26 protein-coding genes are annotated in these 21,626 nt (G+C 63.5%); 16 read left to right on the top strand and 10 right to left on the bottom strand.

Annotated elements, in window-relative coordinates; genetic code table 11:
• Positions 1-29: 29 nt before the first annotated feature.
• A complete protein-coding gene (locus BMY68_RS16910) occupies positions 30-449 on the bottom strand; it encodes an NINE protein (RefSeq protein WP_085532999.1) in 420 nt (139 codons plus the stop codon).
• A gap of 250 nt (positions 450-699) precedes the next feature.
• Between BMY68_RS16910 and BMY68_RS16905 the strand changes: the two genes are divergently transcribed.
• Positions 700-1,332: a C40 family peptidase gene (locus BMY68_RS16905; RefSeq protein ID WP_007929981.1), complete on the top strand. Its 633-nt coding sequence runs from the start codon at positions 700-702 to the stop codon at positions 1,330-1,332.
• Positions 1,333-1,408: 76 nt separating this feature from the next.
• Here BMY68_RS16905 and BMY68_RS16900 read toward each other — a convergent pair whose 3' ends face one another.
• Entirely contained in the window at positions 1,409-2,443 is a 1,035-nt protein-coding gene (locus BMY68_RS16900; protein WP_085532997.1) for a type IV pilus twitching motility protein PilT, read from the bottom strand.
• 57 nt (positions 2,444-2,500) lie between these two features.
• On the opposite strand from BMY68_RS16900, the gene BMY68_RS16895 reads away from it, so the two are divergent.
• The 11 genes from BMY68_RS16895 (at position 2,501) to BMY68_RS16845 (ending at position 10,243) form a co-directional block, all read left to right on the top strand.
• On the top strand, positions 2,501-3,199 hold the full coding sequence (locus BMY68_RS16895) for a YggS family pyridoxal phosphate-dependent enzyme (protein WP_009046024.1): 699 nt from the start codon (positions 2,501-2,503) through the stop codon (positions 3,197-3,199).
• A 34-nt stretch (positions 3,200-3,233) separates the two neighbouring features.
• Positions 3,234-4,052, top strand: a complete 819-nt coding sequence (proC, locus tag BMY68_RS16890; RefSeq protein ID WP_009046025.1) for a pyrroline-5-carboxylate reductase — start codon at positions 3,234-3,236, stop codon at positions 4,050-4,052.
• Positions 4,053-4,062: 10 nt separating this feature from the next.
• Positions 4,063-4,653, top strand: coding sequence for a YggT family protein (locus tag BMY68_RS16885; RefSeq protein WP_009046026.1), 591 nt, complete (start codon positions 4,063-4,065; stop codon positions 4,651-4,653).
• 13 nt (positions 4,654-4,666) lie between these two features.
• Positions 4,667-4,960, top strand: coding sequence for a DUF167 domain-containing protein (locus BMY68_RS16880; protein ID WP_007929988.1), 294 nt, complete (start codon positions 4,667-4,669; stop codon positions 4,958-4,960).
• 209 nt (positions 4,961-5,169) lie between these two features.
• On the top strand, positions 5,170-6,309 hold the full coding sequence (locus tag BMY68_RS16875) for a homoserine O-succinyltransferase MetX (RefSeq protein WP_009046028.1): 1,140 nt from the start codon (positions 5,170-5,172) through the stop codon (positions 6,307-6,309).
• Positions 6,310-6,316: 7 nt separating this feature from the next.
• Complete coding sequence (metW, locus tag BMY68_RS16870; RefSeq protein ID WP_007921185.1) at positions 6,317-6,937, top strand: methionine biosynthesis protein MetW; 621 nt, start codon at positions 6,317-6,319, stop codon at positions 6,935-6,937.
• 27 nt (positions 6,938-6,964) lie between these two features.
• Entirely contained in the window at positions 6,965-7,399 is a 435-nt protein-coding gene (locus BMY68_RS16865) for a DUF4426 domain-containing protein (RefSeq protein ID WP_009046029.1), read from the top strand.
• Complete coding sequence (gene rdgB, locus BMY68_RS16860; RefSeq protein WP_085532995.1) at positions 7,396-7,992, top strand: RdgB/HAM1 family non-canonical purine NTP pyrophosphatase; 597 nt, start codon at positions 7,396-7,398, stop codon at positions 7,990-7,992. Before BMY68_RS16865 ends, rdgB begins: the two co-directional genes overlap by 4 nt.
• Complete coding sequence (hemW, locus tag BMY68_RS16855) at positions 7,989-9,191, top strand: radical SAM family heme chaperone HemW (RefSeq protein ID WP_062824336.1); 1,203 nt, start codon at positions 7,989-7,991, stop codon at positions 9,189-9,191. The genes rdgB and hemW overlap by 4 nt, the downstream gene beginning before the upstream one ends.
• Before the next feature lie 22 nt (positions 9,192-9,213).
• Positions 9,214-9,537, top strand: a complete 324-nt coding sequence (locus BMY68_RS16850) for a DUF3392 domain-containing protein (protein ID WP_085532993.1) — start codon at positions 9,214-9,216, stop codon at positions 9,535-9,537.
• 157 nt (positions 9,538-9,694) lie between these two features.
• A complete protein-coding gene (locus BMY68_RS16845; protein WP_085532991.1) occupies positions 9,695-10,243 on the top strand; it encodes an RNA 2'-phosphotransferase in 549 nt (182 codons plus the stop codon).
• 107 nt (positions 10,244-10,350) lie between these two features.
• Here BMY68_RS16845 and trmB read toward each other — a convergent pair whose 3' ends face one another.
• The 4 genes from trmB to BMY68_RS16825 form a co-directional block, all read right to left on the bottom strand.
• A complete protein-coding gene (trmB, locus tag BMY68_RS16840; RefSeq protein ID WP_085532989.1) occupies positions 10,351-11,076 on the bottom strand; it encodes a tRNA (guanosine(46)-N7)-methyltransferase TrmB in 726 nt (241 codons plus the stop codon).
• A 9-nt stretch (positions 11,077-11,085) separates the two neighbouring features.
• Positions 11,086-11,880 carry a thiazole synthase gene (locus tag BMY68_RS16835; protein WP_007921204.1) on the bottom strand — a complete coding sequence of 265 codons (795 nt, stop codon included), beginning with the start codon at positions 11,878-11,880 and terminating at the stop codon, positions 11,086-11,088.
• A 67-nt stretch (positions 11,881-11,947) separates the two neighbouring features.
• A complete protein-coding gene (thiS, locus tag BMY68_RS16830) occupies positions 11,948-12,148 on the bottom strand; it encodes a sulfur carrier protein ThiS (RefSeq protein ID WP_007921206.1) in 201 nt (66 codons plus the stop codon).
• Positions 12,149-12,238: 90 nt separating this feature from the next.
• The gene (locus BMY68_RS16825) at positions 12,239-12,610 is read right to left on the bottom strand and encodes a DUF423 domain-containing protein (protein ID WP_085532988.1); all 372 of its coding nucleotides are present in this window, start codon (positions 12,608-12,610) and stop codon (positions 12,239-12,241) included.
• A 73-nt stretch (positions 12,611-12,683) separates the two neighbouring features.
• Here BMY68_RS16825 and mtgA point away from each other — a divergent pair, with 73 nt between their 5' ends.
• On the top strand, positions 12,684-13,406 hold the full coding sequence (gene mtgA / locus BMY68_RS16820; protein ID WP_009046037.1) for a monofunctional biosynthetic peptidoglycan transglycosylase: 723 nt from the start codon (positions 12,684-12,686) through the stop codon (positions 13,404-13,406).
• Positions 13,407-13,542: 136 nt separating this feature from the next.
• Here mtgA and rpoH read toward each other — a convergent pair whose 3' ends face one another.
• From rpoH to ftsY, 4 genes are all read right to left on the bottom strand, one after another.
• Positions 13,543-14,397: an RNA polymerase sigma factor RpoH gene (gene rpoH / locus BMY68_RS16815; RefSeq protein ID WP_007921212.1), complete on the bottom strand. Its 855-nt coding sequence runs from the start codon at positions 14,395-14,397 to the stop codon at positions 13,543-13,545.
• A 115-nt stretch (positions 14,398-14,512) separates the two neighbouring features.
• Positions 14,513-15,535, bottom strand: a complete 1,023-nt coding sequence (ftsX, locus tag BMY68_RS16810; RefSeq protein WP_009046038.1) for a permease-like cell division protein FtsX — start codon at positions 15,533-15,535, stop codon at positions 14,513-14,515.
• Positions 15,532-16,203, bottom strand: a complete 672-nt coding sequence (gene ftsE, locus BMY68_RS16805; RefSeq protein WP_085532986.1) for a cell division ATP-binding protein FtsE — start codon at positions 16,201-16,203, stop codon at positions 15,532-15,534. Before ftsE ends, ftsX begins: the two co-directional genes overlap by 4 nt.
• Positions 16,200-17,777 (bottom strand): signal recognition particle-docking protein FtsY, encoded by a 1,578-nt coding sequence (ftsY, locus tag BMY68_RS16800; protein WP_085532984.1) that lies wholly within the window; start codon positions 17,775-17,777, stop codon positions 16,200-16,202. The genes ftsE and ftsY overlap by 4 nt, the downstream gene beginning before the upstream one ends.
• Before the next feature lie 356 nt (positions 17,778-18,133).
• Here ftsY and BMY68_RS16795 point away from each other — a divergent pair, with 356 nt between their 5' ends.
• The 3 genes from BMY68_RS16795 to rsmD are packed head-to-tail and all read left to right on the top strand — an operon-like array spanning position 18,134 to position 21,592.
• Positions 18,134-19,489, top strand: a complete 1,356-nt coding sequence (locus tag BMY68_RS16795) for a M16 family metallopeptidase (RefSeq protein ID WP_009046040.1) — start codon at positions 18,134-18,136, stop codon at positions 19,487-19,489.
• Positions 19,482-20,972, top strand: coding sequence for a M16 family metallopeptidase (locus BMY68_RS16790; protein ID WP_085532982.1), 1,491 nt, complete (start codon positions 19,482-19,484; stop codon positions 20,970-20,972). Before BMY68_RS16795 ends, BMY68_RS16790 begins: the two co-directional genes overlap by 8 nt.
• Complete coding sequence (gene rsmD, locus BMY68_RS16785; RefSeq protein ID WP_007921224.1) at positions 20,972-21,592, top strand: 16S rRNA (guanine(966)-N(2))-methyltransferase RsmD; 621 nt, start codon at positions 20,972-20,974, stop codon at positions 21,590-21,592. The genes BMY68_RS16790 and rsmD overlap by 1 nt, the downstream gene beginning before the upstream one ends.
• The last annotated feature ends 34 nt before the right edge of the window (positions 21,593-21,626 follow it).

The raw sequence follows: 21,626 nt of genomic DNA, 5'->3' as shown, positions 1-21,626 counted from the left end.
CGAGCTTGCTCGCGATGGCGCTCCTGTACTCAACGCCGCTGCGCGTTACGCAACGACACCTGGTCGTTCAGCGTCCAGAAGTCATACAAGACCCCCAGAAAGAACACCCCGCCAGTCAGCAGGTACAGCAGGCCGCTGATCCATTTGCCCTGATACATGCGGTGCACGCCGAAGATCCCGAGAAAGGTCAGGAGGATCCAGGCGACGCTGTACTCGATGGGGCCCGGGGTAAAACGCAGGTCGGCCTCGCGGTCCATGGCCGGGATCAGGAACAGGTCGATCAGCCAGCCGATGCCCAGCAAGCCCAGGGTGAAAAACCAGAGGGTTCCGGTAACCGGCTTGCCGTAATAGAAGCGGTGAGAGCCGGTAAAACCGAAAATCCACAACAGGTAACCGATCACCTTGCTGTGGGTGTCATGGGTCGAACCGTCCGGGCGATAGGTGTTCATTGAGTACCTCGTTCCACGCAATAGATAAATTTTCTTTAATTCTTTGTGACTTTTTTACAGGCAGCCGACGTGTGGCAAATGTTAAGGTCGCTGCCGTGAAACCCTTGTACTGCCTGACTTCTGTCGGACAATTGCGTCAATTTGCCGCCTCTTCAGCGAATTTGACCTCCAGGTTGAATCGACCAACGGCCTGAGAAGTGACAAAAAAGCTGTTATAAAGTTGCGCGCTAACCCATATGAGCCTTGCCTAATGCGTCCATTTTTCAAGACATGGCTAACCATTTGCCTATTGATGCCACTGGCTGCCCACGCCACCAATCGTGAGCAACGTCTTCCCAACGTGAACGGCTTCACTCCAAAAGCCCACGTTACCCAAATCAGCAAGAACAGCTCCAAGAACAAGCTGTCGGTCAAACGCCCGACTCATCTGAGCAGCGTCAGCAGCAAGCCGGTACCGCAGATGGCGGCCAAGCAGAGCAGCACCGTGCTCAGCCGTGCCGTCAACGTACTGGGTACCCCTTACCGTTGGGGCGGCAGCAGCCCAAGTAAAGGCTTCGACTGCAGCGGCCTGGTGAAATACGCCTTCAACGACGTCGCCGCCGTCGATCTGCCGCGCACCTCGAACGCCATGGCCAGCGGTCACGGGCAGAAAGTCGAGCGCAAGGACCTCAAGCCTGGCGACCTGCTGTTCTTCAATCTCAAGAGCCGTCGGGTCAACCACGTCGCCATCTACCTGGGCAACGATCGCTTCATCCACGCGCCGCGCCGCGGCAAGTCGGTGACCATCGATACCCTGAAGAAGCCGTACTGGGACAAGAACTACGTAGTGGCCAAGCGGGTTCTGCCAAAAGAGCAGAACACCCTGCGCATCGTTCAGCGCTGATCGCCCTCCCTGATCGCGAGCCATCGAGCCACCATGCTCGATGGCTCGCGATTGCATTTGCCGCTCCGATACCTCTTCAAATACTGTCCGGCGCCCGCGCCTTTTCCCGGGCGTGCTCCCGGCTGACCAGCCCCGCATCCGCCAGCGCCTTCAGGCTCATGTCCAGGGTCTGCATCCCCAGTGCCCCGCCGGTCTGGATCGCCGAGTACATCTGCGCCACCTTGTCCTCGCGGATCAGGTTACGGATCGCCGCGCTGCCCAGCATGATCTCGTGAGCCGCTACCCGGCCTCCGCCAATACGCTTCACCAGCGTCTGGGAAATCACCGCCTGCAGCGATTCCGAGAGCATGGAGCGGACCATCGCCTTCTCCTCGGCCGGGAACACGTCCACCACCCGGTCCACGGTTTTCGCCGCCGACGTGGTGTGCAGGGTGCCGAACACCAGATGCCCGGTCTCCGCGGCGGTCAGCGCCAGGCGGATGGTTTCCAGGTCGCGCATTTCCCCTACCAGAATCACATCCGGGTCTTCGCGCAGGGCCGAGCGCAGGGCCGTGGAGAAGCTGCGGGTGTCGCGATGCACCTCGCGCTGGTTGATCAGGCACTTCTTCGATTCGTGGATGAACTCGATGGGATCCTCGATGGTGAGGATGTGCTGGTGCCGGCTCTGGTTCAGGTGATCGATCATCGCCGCCAGGGTGGTCGACTTGCCCGAGCCGGTCGGCCCGGTCACCAGCACCAGGCCGCGGGGCACTTCGCTGATCCGCCGAAACACCTCGCCCATGCCCAGCTCGTCCATGCCCGGCACCTTGGCCGCAATGCTGCGAAAGACCGCGCCGGCGCCGCGCTGATGGTTGAAGGCATTGACCCGAAAGCGCGCCAGGCCCGGCACCGCGAAGGAAAAGTCGATCTCCAGCGCGGCCTTGAACTCGGCCCGTTGCGGATCAGTCATGCTGGCCAGGATCAGCTCGTGCACCTGTTGCGCCTCCAGCACCGGCAGGTTGATCCGGCGAATATCGCCGTCGATGCGAATCATCGGCGGCAAACCGGCCGAGAGGTGCAGGTCCGAAGCGCTCTGTTTGACGCTGAAGGCCAGCAACTCAGTGATATCCATAGCGTTCCCCAATTCCAGTAGAATGCCGCGAACCCAAGACCCGCTGGCGTACATCGAATGTCCACGATAGCAGACAACATCGCCCTGGTTAGCGCACGGATCCGTGCCGCGGCGCAGGCCTCGCAACGTGACGAAAGCAGCATCCATCTGCTGGCCGTGAGCAAGACCAAGCCCGCCGCGGCGCTGCGTGAAGCCTACGCGGCCGGTCTGCGCGACTTCGGCGAGAACTACCTGCAAGAAGCCCTGGGCAAACAGGCGGAACTTGGCGACCTGCCCTTGAGTTGGCACTTCATCGGCCCCATTCAGTCGAACAAGACGCGAGCTATCGCCGAGAACTTCGCCTGGGTGCATTCCGTGGATCGCTTGAAAATCGCTCAACGCCTGTCCGAGCAACGCCCGGCCGACTTGCCGCCGCTGAACATCTGCATTCAGGTCAATGTCAGTGGCGAGGCCAGCAAATCTGGCTGCACACCGGCCGACCTGCCGGCCCTGGCCAGCGCCATCAGCGCCTTGCCGCGCCTGAAACTGCGCGGGCTGATGGCGATTCCCGAGCCGACCGAAGATCGTGCCGCCCAGGACGCCGCCTTCGCGGCCGTGCGCAGCCTGAACGACAACCTGCGCGACAGCCTGGACCTGCCAACCGACACACTTTCCATGGGCATGAGCCACGACCTCGAAGCGGCCATCGCCCAAGGCGCCACCTGGGTACGTATCGGTACCGCCCTGTTTGGTGCCCGCGACTATGGCCAGCCATGACTGTGGCGGCCTCACCTCTGAATAAGGACCTGTCATGAGCAAGACTCGTATCGCCTTTATCGGCGCCGGCAACATGGCTGCCAGCTTGATCGGCGGCCTGCGCGCCAAGGGCCTGGACGCCAGCCAGATCCGCGCCAGCGACCCTGGCGCCGAAACCCGCGCCAAGGTCCAGGCCGAGCACGGCATTGAACTGTTCGCCGACAACGCCGAGGCCATCGCCGGCGTCGACGTGGTGGTGCTGGCGGTCAAGCCACAGGCCATGAAGGCCGTGTGCGAAGCCCTGCGTCCCAGCCTGAAGCCGCACCAGTTGATCGTGTCCATCGCCGCCGGCATCACCTGCGCCAGCATGAACAAGTGGCTCGGCGAGCAGCCGATCGTGCGCTGCATGCCCAACACCCCGGCCCTGCTGCGCCAGGGCGCCAGCGGCCTGTACGCCACCGCCGCGGTGAGCGCGGCGCAACGCCAGCAGGCCGAAGAACTGCTGTCGGCCGTGGGCATCGTCCTGTGGCTGGAACAGGAGCAGCAACTGGATGCGGTGACCGCCGTGTCCGGCAGCGGTCCGGCGTATTTCTTCCTGCTGATCGAAGCCATGACCGCCGCCGGCGAGAAACTCGGCCTGCCACGGGAAACCGCCCGCCAACTGACCCTGCAAACCGCGCTGGGCGCGGCGCACATGGCGGTGTCCAGCGACGTCGACGCGGCCGAACTGCGCCGCCGCGTGACCTCGCCGGCCGGGACCACGGAAGCCGCGATCAAGTCGTTCCAGGCCAGTGGCTTCGAAGCCCTGGTGGAAAAAGCATTGGGTGCCGCCGCGCACCGCTCGGCCGAGATGGCCGAACAACTGGGCCAATAAGGAGCCAATGATGATTGGATTGAACACTGCGGCGGTGTACGTGCTGCAAACCCTGGGCAGCCTCTACCTGCTGATCGTGCTGCTGCGCTTCGTGCTGCAACTGGTACGCGCCGACTTCTACAACCCGCTGTGCCAGTTCGCCGTGCGCGCCACCCAGCCGCTGCTCAAGCCGATGCGCCGGGTCATCCCGAGCCTGTTCGGCCTGGACATGTCGTCGCTGATCCTGGCGATCCTCGTGCAACTGCTGCTGATGGCCCTGACCCTGCTGCTGACTTACGGCACCACCGGCAACCCGCTGCAACTGCTGATCTGGTCGATCATTGGCGTGACCGCGCTGTTCATGAAGATTTTCTTTTTCGCCCTGATCATCAGCGTGATCCTTTCCTGGGTCGCCCCGGGCAGCCATAACCCGGGCGCCGAACTGGTCAACCAGATCTGCGAGCCGGCCCTGGCGCCGTTCCGTCGCATCCTGCCGAGCATGGGCGGCCTGGATATCTCGCCGATCCTGGCGTTCATGGTGCTCAAGCTGATCGACATGCTGGTGATCAACAACCTGGCGGCCATGACCATGATGCCGGAAATCCTGCGTCTGCTGATCTGACCCGGCCTCTGCGATGAGTTACTTTCGCTGGGACGGCGACGACCTGATCCTGGAGTGCCACCTGCAACCTGCGGCCCGTAGCGATGACTTCGCCGGGCTGCATGGCGAGCGCCTGAAGATCCGCCTCACCGCACCGCCGGTGGAGGGCAAGGCCAACGCTTATTTGATGGCGTTCCTGGCCAAGGCGTTCGGCGTGTCCAAGAGCCAGGTCAGCCTGATCAGCGGCGAGCTGAACCGGCAGAAACGGGTGCGGATCAACGCACCGAAAAAACTCCCGGATCTGCCGGACTTACAGCGTCCGTCCTGATCACTCTCTGTAGCCGCTGCCGCAGGCTGCGATAAGGGCCGAAGGCCCTTCGAGGCCCTCAAGAGCACGTCTCCTGCGGAGCCGATCGCAGCCTGCGGCAGCGGCTACAAGGTTCGTCACAAGCCGCGGGAGAATCAGCTCCGGCCTTTGCTTGCCGCTGGGGGCAGCGGTCTTTAGACTTACGCCTCATTTAAACGAGAGCAGGGTCGATGCCAACTGCCTTTCCCGCCGATTCCGTTGGTCTGGTGACGCCGCAAGTGGCGCATTTCAGCGAGCCCCTGGCCCTGGCCTGCGGCCGCTCCCTGCCAGCCTATGATCTGATCTACGAAACCTACGGCCAGCTGAACGCCACGGCGAGCAATGCCGTGCTGATCTGCCACGCCCTGTCCGGCCATCACCACGCCGCCGGCTACCACAGCCCCGACGACCGCAAGCCGGGCTGGTGGGACAGCTGCATCGGCCCGGGCAAGCCGATCGACACCAACAAGTTCTTCGTCGTCAGCCTGAACAACCTCGGCGGCTGCAACGGCTCCACCGGCCCGAGCAGCATCAACCCGGATACCGGCAAGCCGTTCGGCGCCGATTTCCCGGTGCTGACCGTGGAAGACTGGGTGCACAGCCAGGCGCGCCTGGCCGACCGCATTGGCATCCACCAGTGGGCCGCCGTGATCGGTGGCAGCCTGGGCGGCATGCAGGCCCTGCAATGGACCATCACCTACCCGGACCGGGTGCGCCATTGCCTGGCCATCGCCTCGGCGCCCAAGCTGTCGGCGCAGAACATCGCCTTCAACGAAGTGGCGCGCCAGGCCATCCTCACCGACCCCGAATTCCACGGTGGTTCGTTTCAGGAACAGGGCGTGATCCCCAAGCGCGGGCTGATGCTGGCGCGGATGGTCGGGCACATCACCTACCTGTCCGACGACTCCATGGGCGAGAAATTCGGCCGTGGCCTGAAAAGCGAAAAGCTCAACTACGACTTCCACAGCGTCGAGTTCCAGGTCGAAAGCTACCTGCGTTATCAGGGCGAGGAGTTCTCCGGGCGGTTCGACGCCAACACCTACCTGCTGATGACCAAGGCGCTGGATTACTTCGATCCAGCGGCGAACTTCGACGATAACCTGGCGAAAACCTTCGAAGGCGCCAAGGCCAAGTTCTGCGTGATGTCCTTCACCACCGACTGGCGCTTCTCCCCGGCCCGCTCGCGGGAGCTGGTGGATGCCCTGATGGCCGCGCGCAAGGACGTCAGCTACCTGGAAATCGATGCCCCACAGGGTCACGACGCCTTCCTGATTCCGATCCCGCGTTACCTGCAGGCGTTCGGCAACTACATGAACCGTATAACGCTGTGAGGACGCCATGAGAGCTGATCTGGAAATCATCCAGGAATGGATCCCCGCCGGCAGCCGCGTGCTCGACCTCGGTTGCGGCAATGGCGAACTGCTGAGCTGGCTGCGCGATCACAAGCAAGTCACCGGCTACGGCCTGGAAAACGACCCGGACAACATCGCCGAGTGCGTGGCCAAGGGCATCAACGTCATCGAGCAGGACCTGGACAAGGGCCTGGGCAACTTCGCCAGCAACAGCTTCGATATCGTGGTCATGACCCAGGCCCTGCAGGCCGTGCACTACCCGGATCGGATCCTCGACGAAATGCTGCGGGTCGGCCGCCAGTGCATCATCACCTTCCCCAACTTCGGCCACTGGCGCTGCCGCTGGTACCTGGCCAGCAAGGGGCGGATGCCGGTCTCCGAATTCCTGCCGTACACCTGGTACAACACGCCGAACATCCACTTCTGCACGTTCGAGGACTTTGAAGAGCTTTGCCGCGAACGTGAAGCCAAGGTCATCGATCGCCTTGCGGTGGATCAACAGCACCGGCACGGGTGGGCCAGTAAGCTATGGCCTAATCTGTTAGGTGAGATCGGCATCTACCGCGTCAGCAGCCCCGGCCTGCAGGATCACCAGATCGCGGTATAAACCAGGTTCAAAGCAAGGAGAACGATCATGGGTCGCTTGGTTACTTTTCTATTGGCAGCGTGCCTGAGCGCGTCGGCGATGGCCGCCGACACCATCAAGGGCGAGCGCCAGGAAGTGTTCGGTGACGTGACCGTGCACTACAACACCTTCAACTCCACCTTCCTGCAACCGGATATCGCCAAGGCCGCGGAGCTGGTGCGCAGCAAGAACCAGGGCGTGATCAACGTTTCCGTGCTCAAGGCCGGCAAACCGCTGGTCGCCCAGGTCACCGGGACCGTCAAGGACCTGACCAGCCAATCGGTTCCGCTGAAATTCAAGCAGGTCACCGAACAGGGCGCGATCTACTACATCGCCCAGTACCCGGTGGAACAGCAGGAAACCCGCACCTTCGAAATCAAGGTGCAGACCGGTGACGCGATCAACACCATCAACTTCAACCAAGAGCTTTTCCCCGGCGAATGATGACTTTTACCCAACTCGTACTGGCCAGCCATAACGCCGGCAAACTCAAGGAACTCCAGGCCATGCTCGGCGACTCGGTGCACCTGCGCTCGATCGGCGAGTTCAGCAGCGTCGAACCGGAAGAAACCGGCCTGTCGTTCGTCGAGAACGCCATCCTCAAGGCCCGCAACGCTTCGCGCATTTCCGGCCTGCCGGCGCTGGCGGACGATTCCGGCCTGGCGGTGGATTTCCTCGGCGGCGCGCCGGGCATCTACTCGGCACGTTACGCCGACGGCCAGGGCGACGCGGCGAACAACGCCAAGCTGCTGGACGCCCTGGAGGACGTTCCCGAGGCCGAGCGCGGCGCGCAGTTCGTCTGTGTGCTGGCGCTGGTGCGGCATGCCGAGGATCCACTGCCGATCCTCTGCGAAGGCCTGTGGCACGGGCGCATCCTCACGGCCGCCAGCGGCGAACACGGTTTCGGCTACGACCCGCTGTTCTGGGTGCCGGAGCGCAACTGCTCCAGCGCCGAGCTGGACCCGATCCAAAAGAACCAACTCAGCCATCGCGCCCGCGCCATGGCCATTCTGCGGCAACGCTTGAGCCTGCAATGACCATTGATTCGTCCGCGCCACCGCTGATTCTCGGCGGTGCGCAAACGCCCCGGGCGGCCCTGCCCCAGCTGCCGCCCCTGGCGCTGTACATCCACATCCCGTGGTGTGTACGCAAATGCCCTTACTGCGACTTCAACTCCCACGCCGCCAGCCCGGTGCTGCCGGAAGAAGAGTACGTCGACGCCCTGCTGGCCGACCTCGACCAGGACCTGCCCGCCGTCTACGGCCGCGAGCTGAGTTCGATCTTCTTCGGCGGCGGCACGCCGAGCCTGTTCAGCGCCCAGGCCCTGGGCCGGCTGCTCAAAGGCGTGGAGCAACGCATCCCGTTCGCCCGCGACATCGAGATCACCCTGGAAGCCAACCCCGGGACCTTCGAACAGGAGAAGTTCACCGCCTATCGCGCCCTGGGCATCAATCGCCTGTCGATCGGCATCCAGAGTTTCCAGGAAGACAAGCTCAAGGCCCTGGGCCGCATCCACAATGGCGACGAAGCCGTGCGCGCCGCCGGCATGGCGCGCCAGGCCGGGTTCGACAACTTCAACCTGGACCTGATGCACGGCCTGCCCGACCAGTCCCTGGACGACGCCCTGGGCGACCTGCGCCAGGCCATCGCCATGAAGCCGACCCACCTGTCCTGGTACCAGCTGACCCTGGAACCCAATACGGTGTTCTGGAACCAGCCGCCGACGCTGCCGGAAGACGACACCCTGTGGGACATCCAGGAAGCCGGCCAGGCGCTTTTGGCCGAGCACGGCTACGTCCAGTACGAAGTCTCGGCCTATGCCCAGCCCGGCCGGGCGGCCCGGCACAACCTCAATTACTGGAGCTTCGGCGACTTCATCGGCATCGGCGCCGGGGCACACGGCAAGCTCAGCCATCCGGACGGGCGCATCGTGCGCACCTGGAAGACCCGCCTGCCCAAGGACTACCTCAACCCGGCAAAACACTTCAAGGCCGGCGAAAAGGACCTGAGCAACGAAGAGCTGCCGTTCGAGTTCCTGATGAACGCCCTGCGCCTGACCGAGGGCGTCGAGGCGCGGCTGTATCCGCAGCGTACCGGGCTGCCCCTGGAAAGCCTCGCCGAAGGTCGCCGCGACGCCGAACAAAGCGGCCTGTTGCAGGTCGAACCGTCACGCCTGGCCGCCACCCCGCGCGGCCAGCTGTTCCTCAATGACTTGCTGCAGAAATTTCTGAGCTGATTTCAGCCCTAAGGGAAAACGAATGGATTTGATACTCGACCTGCTCGCTACCGTGTCCCGCTGGAGTCGCAGCAACCTTTCAGAAATCTCCCTGGCCCTCGTCGGCTGCCTGTTGGTGCTGTTCGGCGCCGATATCAAGGGCTGGGTCGAAGCACGCCTGGGTGGCCTCGCCGGCGCCCTGCGCGTACCGATGATGGCGTTGCTGTGCATGATCGGCAGCGGCACCGCGCTGATCTACGCCACGCCGTGGATCGTCCGCGGCCTGAGCCAGTTCAACAACTACAGCCTGGCGCCAGTGCTGCTGGTGGTGCTGGTGTTGATCGGCGTCGTCGCCGACCGTCGCTGACCTGTAGCCGCTGCCGCAGGCTGCGATTGGCTGCGCAGCAGCCATAAACCCAGACACCGCGTTACACCTGACGTATCGCATCGACAGGCTTGGCAGTCGCTTCGCAACCGATCGCAGCCTGCGGCAGCGGCTACATGACTTATGCACAAGGATGAATATGAGCAGGAAAGCCGCCGAAGAAGTCAGCAAGTTCCTCAGCTACGTGCTGCGCCACGAGCCGCAGGCGATTGGCCTGCAGCTGGACAGCGAAGGCTGGGGCGGGATCGATGCCTTGATAGAGGGTGCTGCCAGGGAAGGACGCCAGCTGACACCCGAACTGATCGCCGAGGTGGTCGCCAGCAACGACAAGAAACGCTTTGCCCTGTCCGAGGACGGCCAGCGTATCCGCGCCGTGCAAGGCCATTCCAGCAAGACCGTGAGCCTGCAGCTCGCTGAACAGCAGCCACCGGCCGTGCTTTACCACGGCACCGCCACGCGGTTCATGGACTCGATCAACGAGAAAGGCCTGATCCCGGGCTCACGTCATCACGTGCACCTGTCACAGGACCTGGCGACCGCCGAAGCAGTGGGGCAGCGTTACGGGAAGGTGGTGGTACTCAAGATCGCCGCACAGGACATGCAGGCGCAGGGCTTCAAGTTCTATCAGGCGGAGAACGGGGTCTGGCTGACCGATCACGTTCCCGTCGACTTCCTCTCGCCCCTGTAGGAGCGAAGCTTGCTCGCGATAGCGGACTTCGCAGCGCCGCTATCTTTCAGCCTGGCAGCCGATCGCGAGCAATCGAGCATCGACCGGATGCTCCTACACAGCAGGGCTCACGCCAGCTTTTCGAACTTCAGGTCCCATACCCCATGGCCCAGGCGTTCGCCGCGGCGCTCGAACTTGGTGATCGGGCGTTCGGCCGGGCGTGGCACGCACTTGCCGTCTTCGGCCAGGTTGCGGTAACCCGGCGCGACATTCATCACTTCCAGCATGTACTCGGCGTAAGGCTCCCAGTCGGTGGCCATATGCAGGATGCCGCCGACCTTCAGCTTGCTGTGCACCAGCTCGGCGAAGGACGCCTGGACGATACGCCGCTTGTGGTGACGGCTCTTGTGCCACGGATCGGGGAAAAACAGCATCAGGCGATCCAGGCTGTTATCGGCGATGCAACGGTTGAGCACCTCGATCGCATCGCAATCGTAGACTCGCAGGTTGGTCAGGCCCTGGGTCAGCACGCCGTTGAGCAACGCGCCGACACCCGGACGGTGCACTTCCACACCAATGAAATCCTGCTCCGGCGCGGCTGCGGCCATTTCCAGCAGCGAGTGGCCCATGCCGAAGCCGATTTCCAGGGAGCGTGGCGCCGAGCGACCAAACACCTGATCGAAATCCACCGGCGCGTCGGCCAGCGGCAGCACATACAGCGGCGCGCCCTGCTCCAGGCCGCGCTGCTGGCCTTCGGTCATGCGCCCGGCGCGCATCACGAAACTCTTGATGCGGCGGTGTTGGCGCTCGTCGCCGGCTTCCGGCTGGATTGGCGTGTCGTTTGATTCAGTCATCAATGGCTCTTACTTGATCAGACCATCCAGCGGCGAGGAGGCGCTGGCATAGAGTTTCTTCGGCATGCGGCCGGCGAGGTACGCCAGGCGGCCTGCCACAATGGCGTGCTTCATGGCTTCGGCCATCAGCACCGGTTGTTGCGCATGGGCGATGGCCGAGTTCATCAGCACCGCTTCGCAACCCAGCTCCATGGCGATGGTGGCGTCGGAGGCAGTGCCGACACCGGCATCCACCAGCACCGGGACCTTGGCTTCTTCGAGGATGATCTGCAGGTTGTACGGGTTGCAGATCCCCAGGCCGGTACCGATCAGGCCGGCCAGCGGCATGACCGCGATGCAGCCCATTTCCGCCAGCTGGCGGGCGATGATCGGGTCATCGCTGGTGTACACCATCACGTCGAAACCTTCCTTGACCAGCACTTCGGCGGCCTTGAGGGTTTCCAGCACGTTGGGGAACAGGGTTTTCTGGTCGGCCAGCACTTCCAGCTTCACCAGGTTATGACCGTCGAGCAGTTCACGGGCCAGGCGGCAGGTGCGCACGGCCTCGACCGCGTCATAGCAGCCAGCGGTGTTCGGCAGGATGGTGTAGCGATCCGGCGGCAGGATATCCAGCAGGTTCGGTTCGCCCGGGTTCTGCCCGATATTGGTCCGACGCACGGCGACGGTGACGATCTCGGCCCCCGAGGCTTCGATAGCCAGGCGGGTTTCTTCCATGTCACGGTACTTGCCGGTGCCTACCAGCAAACGCGACTGGTAAGTACGACCGGCCAGGACGAAAGGCTTGTCGCTGCGAACGTTGCTCATCGGAAATCCTCTGTTGGGGTGAGGTTCTTGCAGAATACGTGGGTGGGGCCAGCCCTGGCCCGGGTGGCTAGCCGCCGCCGATGGCGTGTACCACTTCGACCTGATCGCCCTCGTTGAGGGTGGTCTCGGCGTGCTGGCTGCGCGGGACGATATCCAGGTTGAGTTCGACCGCGATCCGGCGTCCGGTCAGGTCCAGACGGGTCAGCAGGGCCGCAACGGTTTCGCCGTCGGGCAGTTCAAAGGATTCGCCGTTCAATTGAATGCGCATGCCGAATGCCGCCATCATTTTTAGGGGCCAGCATTCTAGCCCGATCAGTCTGGCCGACCCAAGCCATTCGTCTCGAAATGGACCTGCCGGTCAGCTCAACCGCCAGGCGGCAAGACCCAGGCATAACCAGCCGACCAGGAAGGCCAGGCCACCGAAGGGGGTGACGATGCCCAGCTTGCTGAAACCGGTCAGGGTCAGCAGGTAGAGGCTGCCGGAAAACAGCAGGATGCCGATGGCGAACGAAGCGCCGGCCCAGGTCGCCAGGCGGCCGGGAATCTGCGTGGCCAGCAGCGCCACACCCAGCAGCGCCAGGGCATGCACCAGCTGGTAGGTGACGCCGGTATGGAAAATCGCCAGGTATTCCGCGCTCAGGCGATTTTTCAGGCCGTGGGCGGCAAATGCGCCCAGGGCAATGCCGGTAAAGCCGAAAAAGGCGGCCAGCATCAGGAAGCCACGCAGCATGAGGAACTCCAGTCAGAATCGTCGGTCGGGCCTGTATAATGGCGCGCTCAATGGGTTCGGCCAAGCCATCTCTATGCTGCGTTTATTTTTCCGTCGTTTCTCTAAAGCCCTGCTCTGGTTCGCCGCCGGCAGCGTTTTGCTGGTGCTGGTGTTCCGCGTCGTGCCGCCTCCGGGCACGGCCTTGATGGTCGAACGCAAGATCGAATCCTGGATCGACGGCGAACCCATCGACCTGCAACGCAGCTGGAAACCCTGGGACGAAATCTCCGACGACCTGAAGGTGGCGGTGATCGCCGGCGAAGACCAGAAGTTCCCTGAGCACTGGGGGTTCGACATTGGCGCGATCCAGGCCGCCTTTGCCCACAACGAGCGCGGCGGCTCGATCCGCGGCGCCAGCACCCTGAGCCAGCAGGTGGCGAAGAACCTGTTCCTGTGGTCTGGGCGCAGTTGGCTGCGCAAAGGGCTGGAAGCCTGGTTCACCGGGCTGATCGAGATCTTCTGGCCCAAGCAACGGATTCTCGAGGTCTACCTCAACAGCGCCGAGTGGGACGAAGGCGTATTTGGCGCCGAGGCCGCGGCGCGGCATCACTTCGGCGTCAGCGCGGGCTCGCTGTCGCGGCAACAGGCCAGCCTGCTGGCCGCGGTCCTGCCCAACCCACGGGTATGGAGCGCCAGCCATCCGAGCGGCTATGTGGCACAACGAGCCGGCTGGATCCGCCGACAGATGAGCCAGTTGGGTGGCGACAGCTACCTGCTGGGCCTGAACGATTCGCGCAAGGCGCTGTGGGCGCAGTGACGCCCAGGATCCGATCGCGCTACAGGCCCGCGTCTTCTTGCTTGCTCGCGATAACGTCCCCACAGACACCACAGCGCCAACGCCACAAACAAAAACGCCCCGATAGGATCGGGGCGTTTTTTATTGCGTGGCCGTATTACGCGGCAATCGACAGTTTGAGCTTGTTCATCGCGCTCTTCTCGAGCTGACGAATACGCTCGGCCGACACGTTGTACTTCTGTGCCAGGTCGTGCAGCGTGGCTTTCTCTTCCGCCAGCCAGCGCTGGTAGAGAATGTCGCGGCTGCGGTCGTCCAACACTTCCAGCGCCTCGTGCAGGTTGCTGGTGGAGTTGTCGGTCCAGTCGGCATCTTCCAGCTGACGGGCCGGATCGTACCGGTGGTCTTCCAGGTAGTTGGCCGGCGATTGGAAGGCGCTGTCGTCATCCGCTTCGGCGGCTGGGTCGAAGGCCATGTCATGGCCGGTCAGGCGGCTTTCCATCTCGCGCACTTCGCGCGGCTCCACACCGAGGCTTTCCGCCACACGATGGACTTCTTCGTTGTTCAACCAGGCCAGGCGCTTCTTCTGGCTGCGCAGGTTGAAGAACAGCTTGCGCTGGGCCTTGGTGGTCGCGACTTTCACAATGCGCCAGTTGCGCAGGATGAACTCGTGGATTTCCGCCTTGATCCAGTGCACGGCGAACGAAACCAGACGCACACCCATTTCCGGGTTGAAGCGTTTTACAGCCTTCATCAACCCGACATTGCCTTCCTGAATCAGGTCGGCCTGGGCCAGACCGTAGCCGGAATAGCTACGGGCGATATGTACGACAAAACGCAGGTGGGCGAGCACCATCTGCCGAGCCGCCTCAAGATCCTGCTCATAGTAGAGACTCTCGGCCAGTTCACGCTCCTGCTCGGGCGTCAGCAAGGGAATGCTGTTCACCGTGTGCACATAGGCCTCCAGGTTCGCACCCGGGACCAAGGCATAAGCAGGTTGCAAAGAAGTGGTCATACGAAAAAACCTCCGACTCACATAACTCGTGCTTATTCAGCACTGCTGAAAATTGACCGGAAACCGCAAAACAAGTTCCCAAAAATTCTAAAAGGTCAATACAAGCAAAAAGACACTATTTCGGCGCCAGCTCCCGCAAGTGGCGGGCGACCGCAATCCACGCACCGATATACCCCAACAACACCGCGCCAAGCAAGAGTGATAGACCATCGGCGACCGGCACGCCAGCCAGGGCAAAATCACTGCCGTACAAACCGGCCAGCCCCACCACCGCGTCGTTCAGCCAGTCGAGGCCGAACGCCAGAACACCCCAGGACAGTATCCCCGCACCGAAGCCATACAGGGCGCCCATATAAAGGAAGGGACGCCGCACATAACTGTCCGTGCCGCCGACGAGTTTAATCACTTCTATCTCGGTGCGGCGGTTTTCAATATGAAGACGAATGGTATTGCCTATCACCAAAAGTAATGCGGAAACCAGCAACACCGTCAGGCCGAAGACAAACCGGTCACCCAGCTTGAGGATCGCCGCCAGCCGCTCGACCCACACCAGGTCCAGTTGCGCCTGTTGCACCTTGGGCATTTCTGCCAGGCGCTGACGCAAGGCTTCCAGGGTTGCCTTGTCCACTTCGTTCGGCGTGACCAGGACCACGCCCGGCAGCGGGTTCTGCGGCAACTCCTTGAGCGCCTCGCCCAGCCCGGACTGCTGCTGGAACTCGTCCAGGGCCTTGTCCTTGCTGATGAACTCGGCATCCGCCACGCCCGGCATGGCCTTGATCTGCTCGCTCAGGCTTTCGCCCTCGGTGGCGCTGGCGTCGAGTTCCAGGTACAGGGAAATCTGCGCCGCGCGCTGCCAGGACCCGCCCAGGCGCTCGACGTTGTTGAGCAACAACGACAAGCCCATCGGCAGGCTCAGGGCCACGGCCATCACCAGGCAGGTGAAGAAGCTGCCGATCGGCTGCTTGCCCAGGCGACGCAGGCTGTCCAGCAGGCTGGCGCGGTGGCTTTCGATCCAGGCATGCAGCAGGGTGCCGAAATCCGGGCCGTCGTCTTCGTCGCGCTTTTTCTTCTGCGGCGGCTGGTCCGAGGCTTTCGGCGCCACGCGTTCGGCCACTTTGGGGCTACGGGTCGCACTCATACGCCAGCCTCCCCGTCGCCGATCAATCGGCCGCGTTGCAGGGTCAGCATGCGGTGACGCATGCGCGCGATCAGCGCCAGGTCGTGACTGGCGATCAGCACGCTGGTGCCCAGACGGTTGATATCTTCGAATACGCCCATGATTTCCGCCGCCAGACGCGGGTCGAGGTTACCTGTGGGTTCGTCCGCCAGCAGCAAGGCCGGGCGGTGCACGATGGCGCGGGCAATGCCGACACGCTGCTGCTGACCGGTGGACAGATCGCCCGGGTAGAGATCGATCTTGTCCGAGAGCGCCACGCGCTCCAGGGCCGAGTCCACGCGCTTGGCGATTTCAGCCTTGGACAGGCCGAGGATCTGCAGCGGCAAGGCGACGTTGTTGAAAACGGTGCGATCGAACAGCAGCTGGTGGTTCTGGAACACCACGCCGATCTGCCGCCGCAGGAATGGAATCTGCGCATTGCTGATGGTGCTCAGGTCCTGACCGGCCAACAGCAGCTTGCCGCTGGTTGGGCGCTCCATGGCCAGCAGCAACCGCAGCAGCGTGGACTTGCCGGCGCCGGAGTGGCCGGTGACGAACAGAAACTCGCCGCGACGAACCCGGAAACTCAGCTCGTGCAGGCCGACATGGCCGTTCGAGTAACGCTTACCGACCTGTTCGAAACGAATCATGAACGCTCCCGCTCGGCAAACAGTGCCTGGACAAAGGGTTCGGCTTCAAAGGTACGCAGGTCGTCGATGCCCTCACCGACGCCGATGTAGCGGATCGGCAGGCCGAACTGCTTGGCCAGGGCGAAGATCACCCCGCCCTTGGCGGTGCCATCGAGCTTGGTCAGGGCCAGGCCGGTCAGCTCGACCGTCTGGTTGAACTGCTTGGCCTGGTTGATGGCATTCTGGCCAGTACCGGCGTCGAGCACCAGCAGCACTTCGTGCGGCGCGTCGGCGTCCAGCTTGCCGATCACCCGGCGAACCTTCTTCAACTCTTCCATCAGGTTGTCTTTGGTGTGCAGGCGACCGGCGGTGTCAGCGATCAACACATCGATGCCACGGGCCTTGGCGGCCTGCACGGCGTCGAAGATCACCGAAGCCGAATCGGCGCCAGTGTGCTGGGCGATCACCGGGATCTTGTTGCGCTCGCCCCAGACCTGCAGCTGTTCCACGGCCGCGGCGCGGAAGGTGTCGCCCGCGGCGAGCATGACCTTCTTGCCTTCGAGCTGCAGCTTCTTGGCCAGCTTGCCGATGGTGGTGGTCTTGCCGGCGCCGTTGACGCCCACCACCAGGATCACGAACGGCTTGGTTTGCGAAGCGATCCGCAGCGGCTGCTCCACCGGCTTGAGCATGCTCGCCAGCTCGGCCTGCAGCGACTTGTACAGCGCATCGACGTCGGTCAGTTGTTTGCGCGCGACCTTCTGGGTCAGGTTCCGAATGATCACCGCGGTGGCTTCCACGCCCACGTCGGCGGTCAGCAGGCGGGTTTCGATATCTTCCAGCAGCTCGTCGTCGATGGTCTTCTTGCCCAGGAACAGGCTGGCCATGCCTTCGCCGATGCTGGCGCTGGTCTTGGACAGGCCCTGCTTGAGGCGGGCGAAGAAGCCGACTTTGTTTTCCTCGGCACGGGGCGGCTCGGCGACAGCGGGCGCTTCGACCGCCGCGACTGGAGCAACTGGAGCAACTGGAGCAACTGGAGCAACTGGAGCAACGACAACCGGGGCAGGCTCCGGTTCTGGAACAGGTTCGGGCTTCACGAAAGCCGGGATCACCGGTTGTGGCACGTCCTCTTCTTCGATCTGCGCCTGGGCTTCAGTTGGCTCGCTGCTGTGTGCCAACTCGGCCACCAACAGCTCGGCGGCTTGCTGCAGATCGGTCGCGGCCGGAATCGGCGGGGTAATGTGCGGCGCCTGCTCGTCTTCCACCAGCGCCACCGGCTCTTCCGCCACCGGCAGGGTCAGCCAGGGCTTGTGCTCGGCATCGGGGGTCAGCGGCAGTTCTGGCGCAGGAGCAGGTTCGGCCGCTGGTGCGGGCTGTTCAGGCTGCCGGATCGGCTCGGCGATCGGCAACGCCACAGGAGCCGCGGCCTCGGCAACCGGGGCTTGTTCTATAACGGGAGCGGGAGCCGGGGCAGGCTCGACAGGGACTTGTGGCTGTTCGACGACGGTTTCCTGCGGCTTTTTGCGCAGCCATCCGAACAGGCCTTTCTTCTCGCCAGCCGCGGCTGGGGTCTTCTTGTCGTCGTTGGAACCAAACATGGAGGACGGCTATCTCAAGGTAGCGACGCGCCATCAAGGCGCACCGGCAAATAAATATTCGATGCAGAACAGACTGCGTTTCCGCCGGCTTGTTCACGCGCAACATTTTGTCGAGGTGCCCAATGGCATCTCAAGGATCGATTTTACTAAAGGACTGAAACGGCAAAATCGGCGAAAAGTCGAAGTCTAGTCGATAAAACAGCGCTTTTTGCCGGGAACCCATACAACCTGCTCAAGCACACATTGATCCATGCGAGCCTGATAGGCGTGGCCGCCAGTAAAACGGATCAGTATCCTAGCACCTCCTCGCCCGTAGGCTAAGACCAAGCGGGCAGTCCAACAGGTTTAAAAAACGAATGAATGCTCTAGCCCGCCGCGCCGCAGGCCTGCTGCTCAGTACGGTTTGTCTGCCCCTTTCAGCCTTGGCTGCCGATCCACAACCCACCCACGAATTCACCCTCGACAACGGCCTCAAGGTCGTGGTCCGCGAAGACCATCGGGCTCCGGTCGTGGTCTCCCAGGTCTGGTACAAAGTCGGCTCCAGCTACGAAACCCCGGGCCAGACCGGTTTGTCCCACGCCCTGGAACACATGATGTTCAAAGGCAGCGAAAAGGTCGGCCCCGGCGAAGCCTCGCTGATCCTGCGCGACCTGGGCGCCGAAGAGAACGCCTTCACCAGCGACGATTTCACCGCCTATTACCAGGTGCTGGCCCGTGACCGCCTGGGCGTGGCCTTCGAGCTGGAAGCCGATCGCATGGCCAGCCTGCGCCTGCCGCCCGACGAGTTCAGCCGCGAAATCGAAGTGATCAAGGAAGAGCGCCGCCTGCGCACCGACGACAAGCCGATGTCCAAGGCCTTCGAGCGCTTCAAGGCGATGGCCTACCCGGCCAGCGGCTACCACACACCGACCATCGGCTGGATGGCCGACCTCAACCGGATGAAGGTCGAGGAACTGCGCCACTGGTATGAATCCTGGTACGTGCCGAACAACGCCACCCTGGTGGTGGTCGGCGACGTGACCCCGGACGAAGTCAAAACCCTGGCCCAACGTTATTTCGGCACCATTCCCAAGCGCGCCGTGCCCGCGGCGAAGATTCCCCTGGAACTGGCCGAGCCCGGCGAGCGGCAGATCACCCTGCGGGTGAAGACCCAGCTGCCGAGCGTGATGTTGGCCTTCAACGTGCCGAGCATCGCCACCGCCGAAGACAAGCATTCGGTGCACGCCCTGCGCCTGATCGCCGCGCTGCTCGACGGCGGCTACAGCGCCCGCATCCCGACCCGCCTGGAGCGCGGCGAAGAGCTGGTGTCCGGCGGCTCGTCGAGCTTCGACGCCTACACCCGCGGCGACAGCCTGTTCCTGCTTTCGGCCATGCCCAACAGCCAGAAGAAGAAAACCATCGCCCAGGCCGAAGCCGGACTGTGGCGCCTGCTCGAAGAGCTGAAAACCACCCCGCCGACCGCCGAAGAACTGGAACGCGTGCGCGCCCAGGTGATCGCCGGCCTGGTCTACGAACGTGACTCCATCACCAGCCAGGCCACCGCCATCGGCCAGCTGGAAACCGTCGGCCTGTCCTGGAAACTCATGGACACCGAACTCGCCGAACTGCAAAGCGTGACCCCTGAAGACATCCAGAAGGCCGCTCGTACCTATTTCACCCGCGAACGCCTGAGCGTTGCCCACGTATTGCCTGAGGAGTCCGCTCATGAGTAAGCGCAAAAGCGCCAGCCCGGTCCTGCTCGGCCTGGCACTCGTGGCCCTGATCGCCGCCGCCGGCCTTTATCTGCTGCGCGCGGACCCATCCGACGCCAGCCAGGCGCTGGACAAGGCCAAGAGCAGCCAGAAGCTGCAATCCCTGGCCGAGCTCGACGGCAAGGCCCCAAGCCGCCGCAGCCTCGACATCAAGACCTGGAGCACTGCCGAAGGCGCCAAGGTGCTGTTCGTCGAAGCCCATGAGCTGCCGATGTTCGACATGCGCCTGACCTTCGCCGCCGGCAGCAGCCAGGATGGCGACGCGCCAGGCCTGGCGATGCTGACCAACGCCATGCTCAACGAAGGCGTGGCCGGCAAGGATGTCGGCGCGATCGCCGAAGGTTTCGAGGGCCTGGGTGCCGATTTCGGCAACGGCGCCTACAAGGACATGGCCATCGCGTCCCTGCGCAGCCTCAGCGCGCCGGACAAACGCACGCCGGCCCTGCAGCTGTTCGCCGATGTCGTCGGCAAGCCGACCTTCCCGGCCGACTCCCTGGCGCGCATCAAGAACCAGATGCTCGCCGGCTTCGAGTACCAGAAGCAGAACCCCGGCAAGCTGGCGAGCCTGGAACTGATGAAGCGCCTGTACGGCAGCCATCCGTATGCCCATTCCAGCGATGGCACCGCGCAGAGCGTGCCGCCGATCAGCTTGGCCCAACTGCGGGCGTTCCACGCCAAGGCCTATGCCGCCGGCAACGTGGTGATCGCATTGGTGGGCGACCTGTCGCGCAGCGATGCCGAGGCGATTGCCGCGCAGATCTCCGCCGCCCTGCCCAAAGGCCCGGCGCTGGCGAAAATCCCGCAGCCGAGCGAGCCAGAGGCCAGCGTCGGCCATATCGAATACCCCTCCAGCCAGACCAGCCTGCTGCTGGCGCAACTGGGCATCGATCGTGACGACCCGGACTACGCCGCGCTGTCCCTGGGCAACCAGATCCTTGGCGGCGGCGGTTTTGGCACCCGGCTGATGAGCGAAGTGCGCGAGAAGCGCGGCCTGACCTACGGCGTCTATTCCGGCTTCAGCCCGATGCAGGCCCGTGGCCCGTTCATGATCAACCTGCAGACCCGTGCCGAAATGAGCGAGGGCACCCTCAAGCTGGTGCAGGACGTGCTCGCCGACTACCTCAAGACCGGCCCGACCCAGAAGGAACTCGACGACGCCAAGCGCGAACTGGCCGGCAGCTTCCCGCTGTCCACCGCCAGCAACGCCGACATCGTCGGCCAACTGGGCGCCATCGGCTTCTACAACCTGCCGCTGAGCTATCTTGAAGACTTCATGCAGCAGTCCCAGAGCCTGACCGTGGAGCAGGTCCGGGACGTACTGAACAAGCACCTGAGCGCCGACAAGATAGTCATCGTCACTGCCGGCCCGACCGTGCCGCAAAAGCCGTTGCCGGCCCCTACTGACAAACCCGCCGAGCAGCCGCTCGGGGTTCCGGAGCACTAATGGCCAGCCCATCGCGTCCCAGCAAGAAACCCGTCCATAACCAGCACAACGGTGTGGGCCAACTGCGCATCATCGGCGGCGAGTGGCGCAGCCGCCGCCTGAGCTTCCCCGATGTGCCGGGCCTGCGCCCGACCCCGGACCGGGTGCGCGAAACCCTGTTCAACTGGCTGGCGCCCTATGTCGCCGGGGCCAAGGTGCTCGACCTGTTCGCCGGCAGCGGCGCGCTGTTTCTCGAAGCCCTGTCCCGTGGCGCCGCCATGGGCCAGGCGCTGGATGCCAGCAACCTGGCCGTGTCGCGCCTGCGCGAACACCTGGGCACTCTGCGCTGCACCGTCGGCCAGGTGCAGACCGCTGACGCCCTGCGTTATCTGGAAACCCAGCCGGCCAGCCGTTTCGACCTGGTGTTCCTCGACCCGCCGTTCCATCAGAACCTGCTGCCGGCCGCCTGTGCCCTGCTGGAAGAACGCGACTGGCTGGCCGACGATGCCTGGGTCTATACCGAAAGTGAAACCGCGCCTTCGACCCTCGGCCTCCCGGCGAACTGGCGCCTGCATCGCGAGCAAAAATCCGGGCAGGTGTACTACGCCTTGTGGCAACGTATGGCAGAGATCGCCGGTTAAACCACTGGCCTGAAAAGGTGCGCAGCCCCGCCGG

It is taken from the genome of Pseudomonas sp. NFACC41-3, assembly GCF_900109505.1.
Lineage (GTDB): Bacteria > Pseudomonadota > Gammaproteobacteria > Pseudomonadales > Pseudomonadaceae > Aquipseudomonas > Aquipseudomonas chlororaphis.
This window is presented reverse-complemented; position numbering and strand designations above follow the sequence as displayed.

What these genes read in the sequence shown, in the direction of transcription:
- BMY68_RS16910 (WP_085532999.1), bottom strand. Translation starts at nt 449, where the DNA reads ATGAACACCTATCGCCCGGACGGTTCGACCCATGACACCCACAGCAAG.
- BMY68_RS16905 (WP_007929981.1), top strand. Translation starts at nt 700, where the DNA reads ATGCGTCCATTTTTCAAGACATGGCTAACCATTTGCCTATTGATGCCA.
- BMY68_RS16900 (WP_085532997.1), bottom strand. Translation starts at nt 2,443, where the DNA reads ATGGATATCACTGAGTTGCTGGCCTTCAGCGTCAAACAGAGCGCTTCG.
- BMY68_RS16895 (WP_009046024.1), top strand. Translation starts at nt 2,501, where the DNA reads ATGTCCACGATAGCAGACAACATCGCCCTGGTTAGCGCACGGATCCGT.
- proC (WP_009046025.1), top strand. Translation starts at nt 3,234, where the DNA reads ATGAGCAAGACTCGTATCGCCTTTATCGGCGCCGGCAACATGGCTGCC.
- BMY68_RS16885 (WP_009046026.1), top strand. Translation starts at nt 4,063, where the DNA reads ATGATTGGATTGAACACTGCGGCGGTGTACGTGCTGCAAACCCTGGGC.
- BMY68_RS16880 (WP_007929988.1), top strand. Translation starts at nt 4,667, where the DNA reads ATGAGTTACTTTCGCTGGGACGGCGACGACCTGATCCTGGAGTGCCAC.
- BMY68_RS16875 (WP_009046028.1), top strand. Translation starts at nt 5,170, where the DNA reads ATGCCAACTGCCTTTCCCGCCGATTCCGTTGGTCTGGTGACGCCGCAA.
- metW (WP_007921185.1), top strand. Translation starts at nt 6,317, where the DNA reads ATGAGAGCTGATCTGGAAATCATCCAGGAATGGATCCCCGCCGGCAGC.
- BMY68_RS16865 (WP_009046029.1), top strand. Translation starts at nt 6,965, where the DNA reads ATGGGTCGCTTGGTTACTTTTCTATTGGCAGCGTGCCTGAGCGCGTCG.
- rdgB (WP_085532995.1), top strand. Translation starts at nt 7,396, where the DNA reads ATGATGACTTTTACCCAACTCGTACTGGCCAGCCATAACGCCGGCAAA.
- hemW (WP_062824336.1), top strand. Translation starts at nt 7,989, where the DNA reads ATGACCATTGATTCGTCCGCGCCACCGCTGATTCTCGGCGGTGCGCAA.
- BMY68_RS16850 (WP_085532993.1), top strand. Translation starts at nt 9,214, where the DNA reads ATGGATTTGATACTCGACCTGCTCGCTACCGTGTCCCGCTGGAGTCGC.
- BMY68_RS16845 (WP_085532991.1), top strand. Translation starts at nt 9,695, where the DNA reads ATGAGCAGGAAAGCCGCCGAAGAAGTCAGCAAGTTCCTCAGCTACGTG.
- trmB (WP_085532989.1), bottom strand. Translation starts at nt 11,076, where the DNA reads ATGACTGAATCAAACGACACGCCAATCCAGCCGGAAGCCGGCGACGAG.
- BMY68_RS16835 (WP_007921204.1), bottom strand. Translation starts at nt 11,880, where the DNA reads ATGAGCAACGTTCGCAGCGACAAGCCTTTCGTCCTGGCCGGTCGTACT.
- thiS (WP_007921206.1), bottom strand. Translation starts at nt 12,148, where the DNA reads ATGCGCATTCAATTGAACGGCGAATCCTTTGAACTGCCCGACGGCGAA.
- BMY68_RS16825 (WP_085532988.1), bottom strand. Translation starts at nt 12,610, where the DNA reads ATGCTGCGTGGCTTCCTGATGCTGGCCGCCTTTTTCGGCTTTACCGGC.
- mtgA (WP_009046037.1), top strand. Translation starts at nt 12,684, where the DNA reads ATGCTGCGTTTATTTTTCCGTCGTTTCTCTAAAGCCCTGCTCTGGTTC.
- rpoH (WP_007921212.1), bottom strand. Translation starts at nt 14,397, where the DNA reads ATGACCACTTCTTTGCAACCTGCTTATGCCTTGGTCCCGGGTGCGAAC.
- ftsX (WP_009046038.1), bottom strand. Translation starts at nt 15,535, where the DNA reads ATGAGTGCGACCCGTAGCCCCAAAGTGGCCGAACGCGTGGCGCCGAAA.
- ftsE (WP_085532986.1), bottom strand. Translation starts at nt 16,203, where the DNA reads ATGATTCGTTTCGAACAGGTCGGTAAGCGTTACTCGAACGGCCATGTC.
- ftsY (WP_085532984.1), bottom strand. Translation starts at nt 17,777, where the DNA reads ATGTTTGGTTCCAACGACGACAAGAAGACCCCAGCCGCGGCTGGCGAG.
- BMY68_RS16795 (WP_009046040.1), top strand. Translation starts at nt 18,134, where the DNA reads ATGAATGCTCTAGCCCGCCGCGCCGCAGGCCTGCTGCTCAGTACGGTT.
- BMY68_RS16790 (WP_085532982.1), top strand. Translation starts at nt 19,482, where the DNA reads ATGAGTAAGCGCAAAAGCGCCAGCCCGGTCCTGCTCGGCCTGGCACTC.
- rsmD (WP_007921224.1), top strand. Translation starts at nt 20,972, where the DNA reads ATGGCCAGCCCATCGCGTCCCAGCAAGAAACCCGTCCATAACCAGCAC.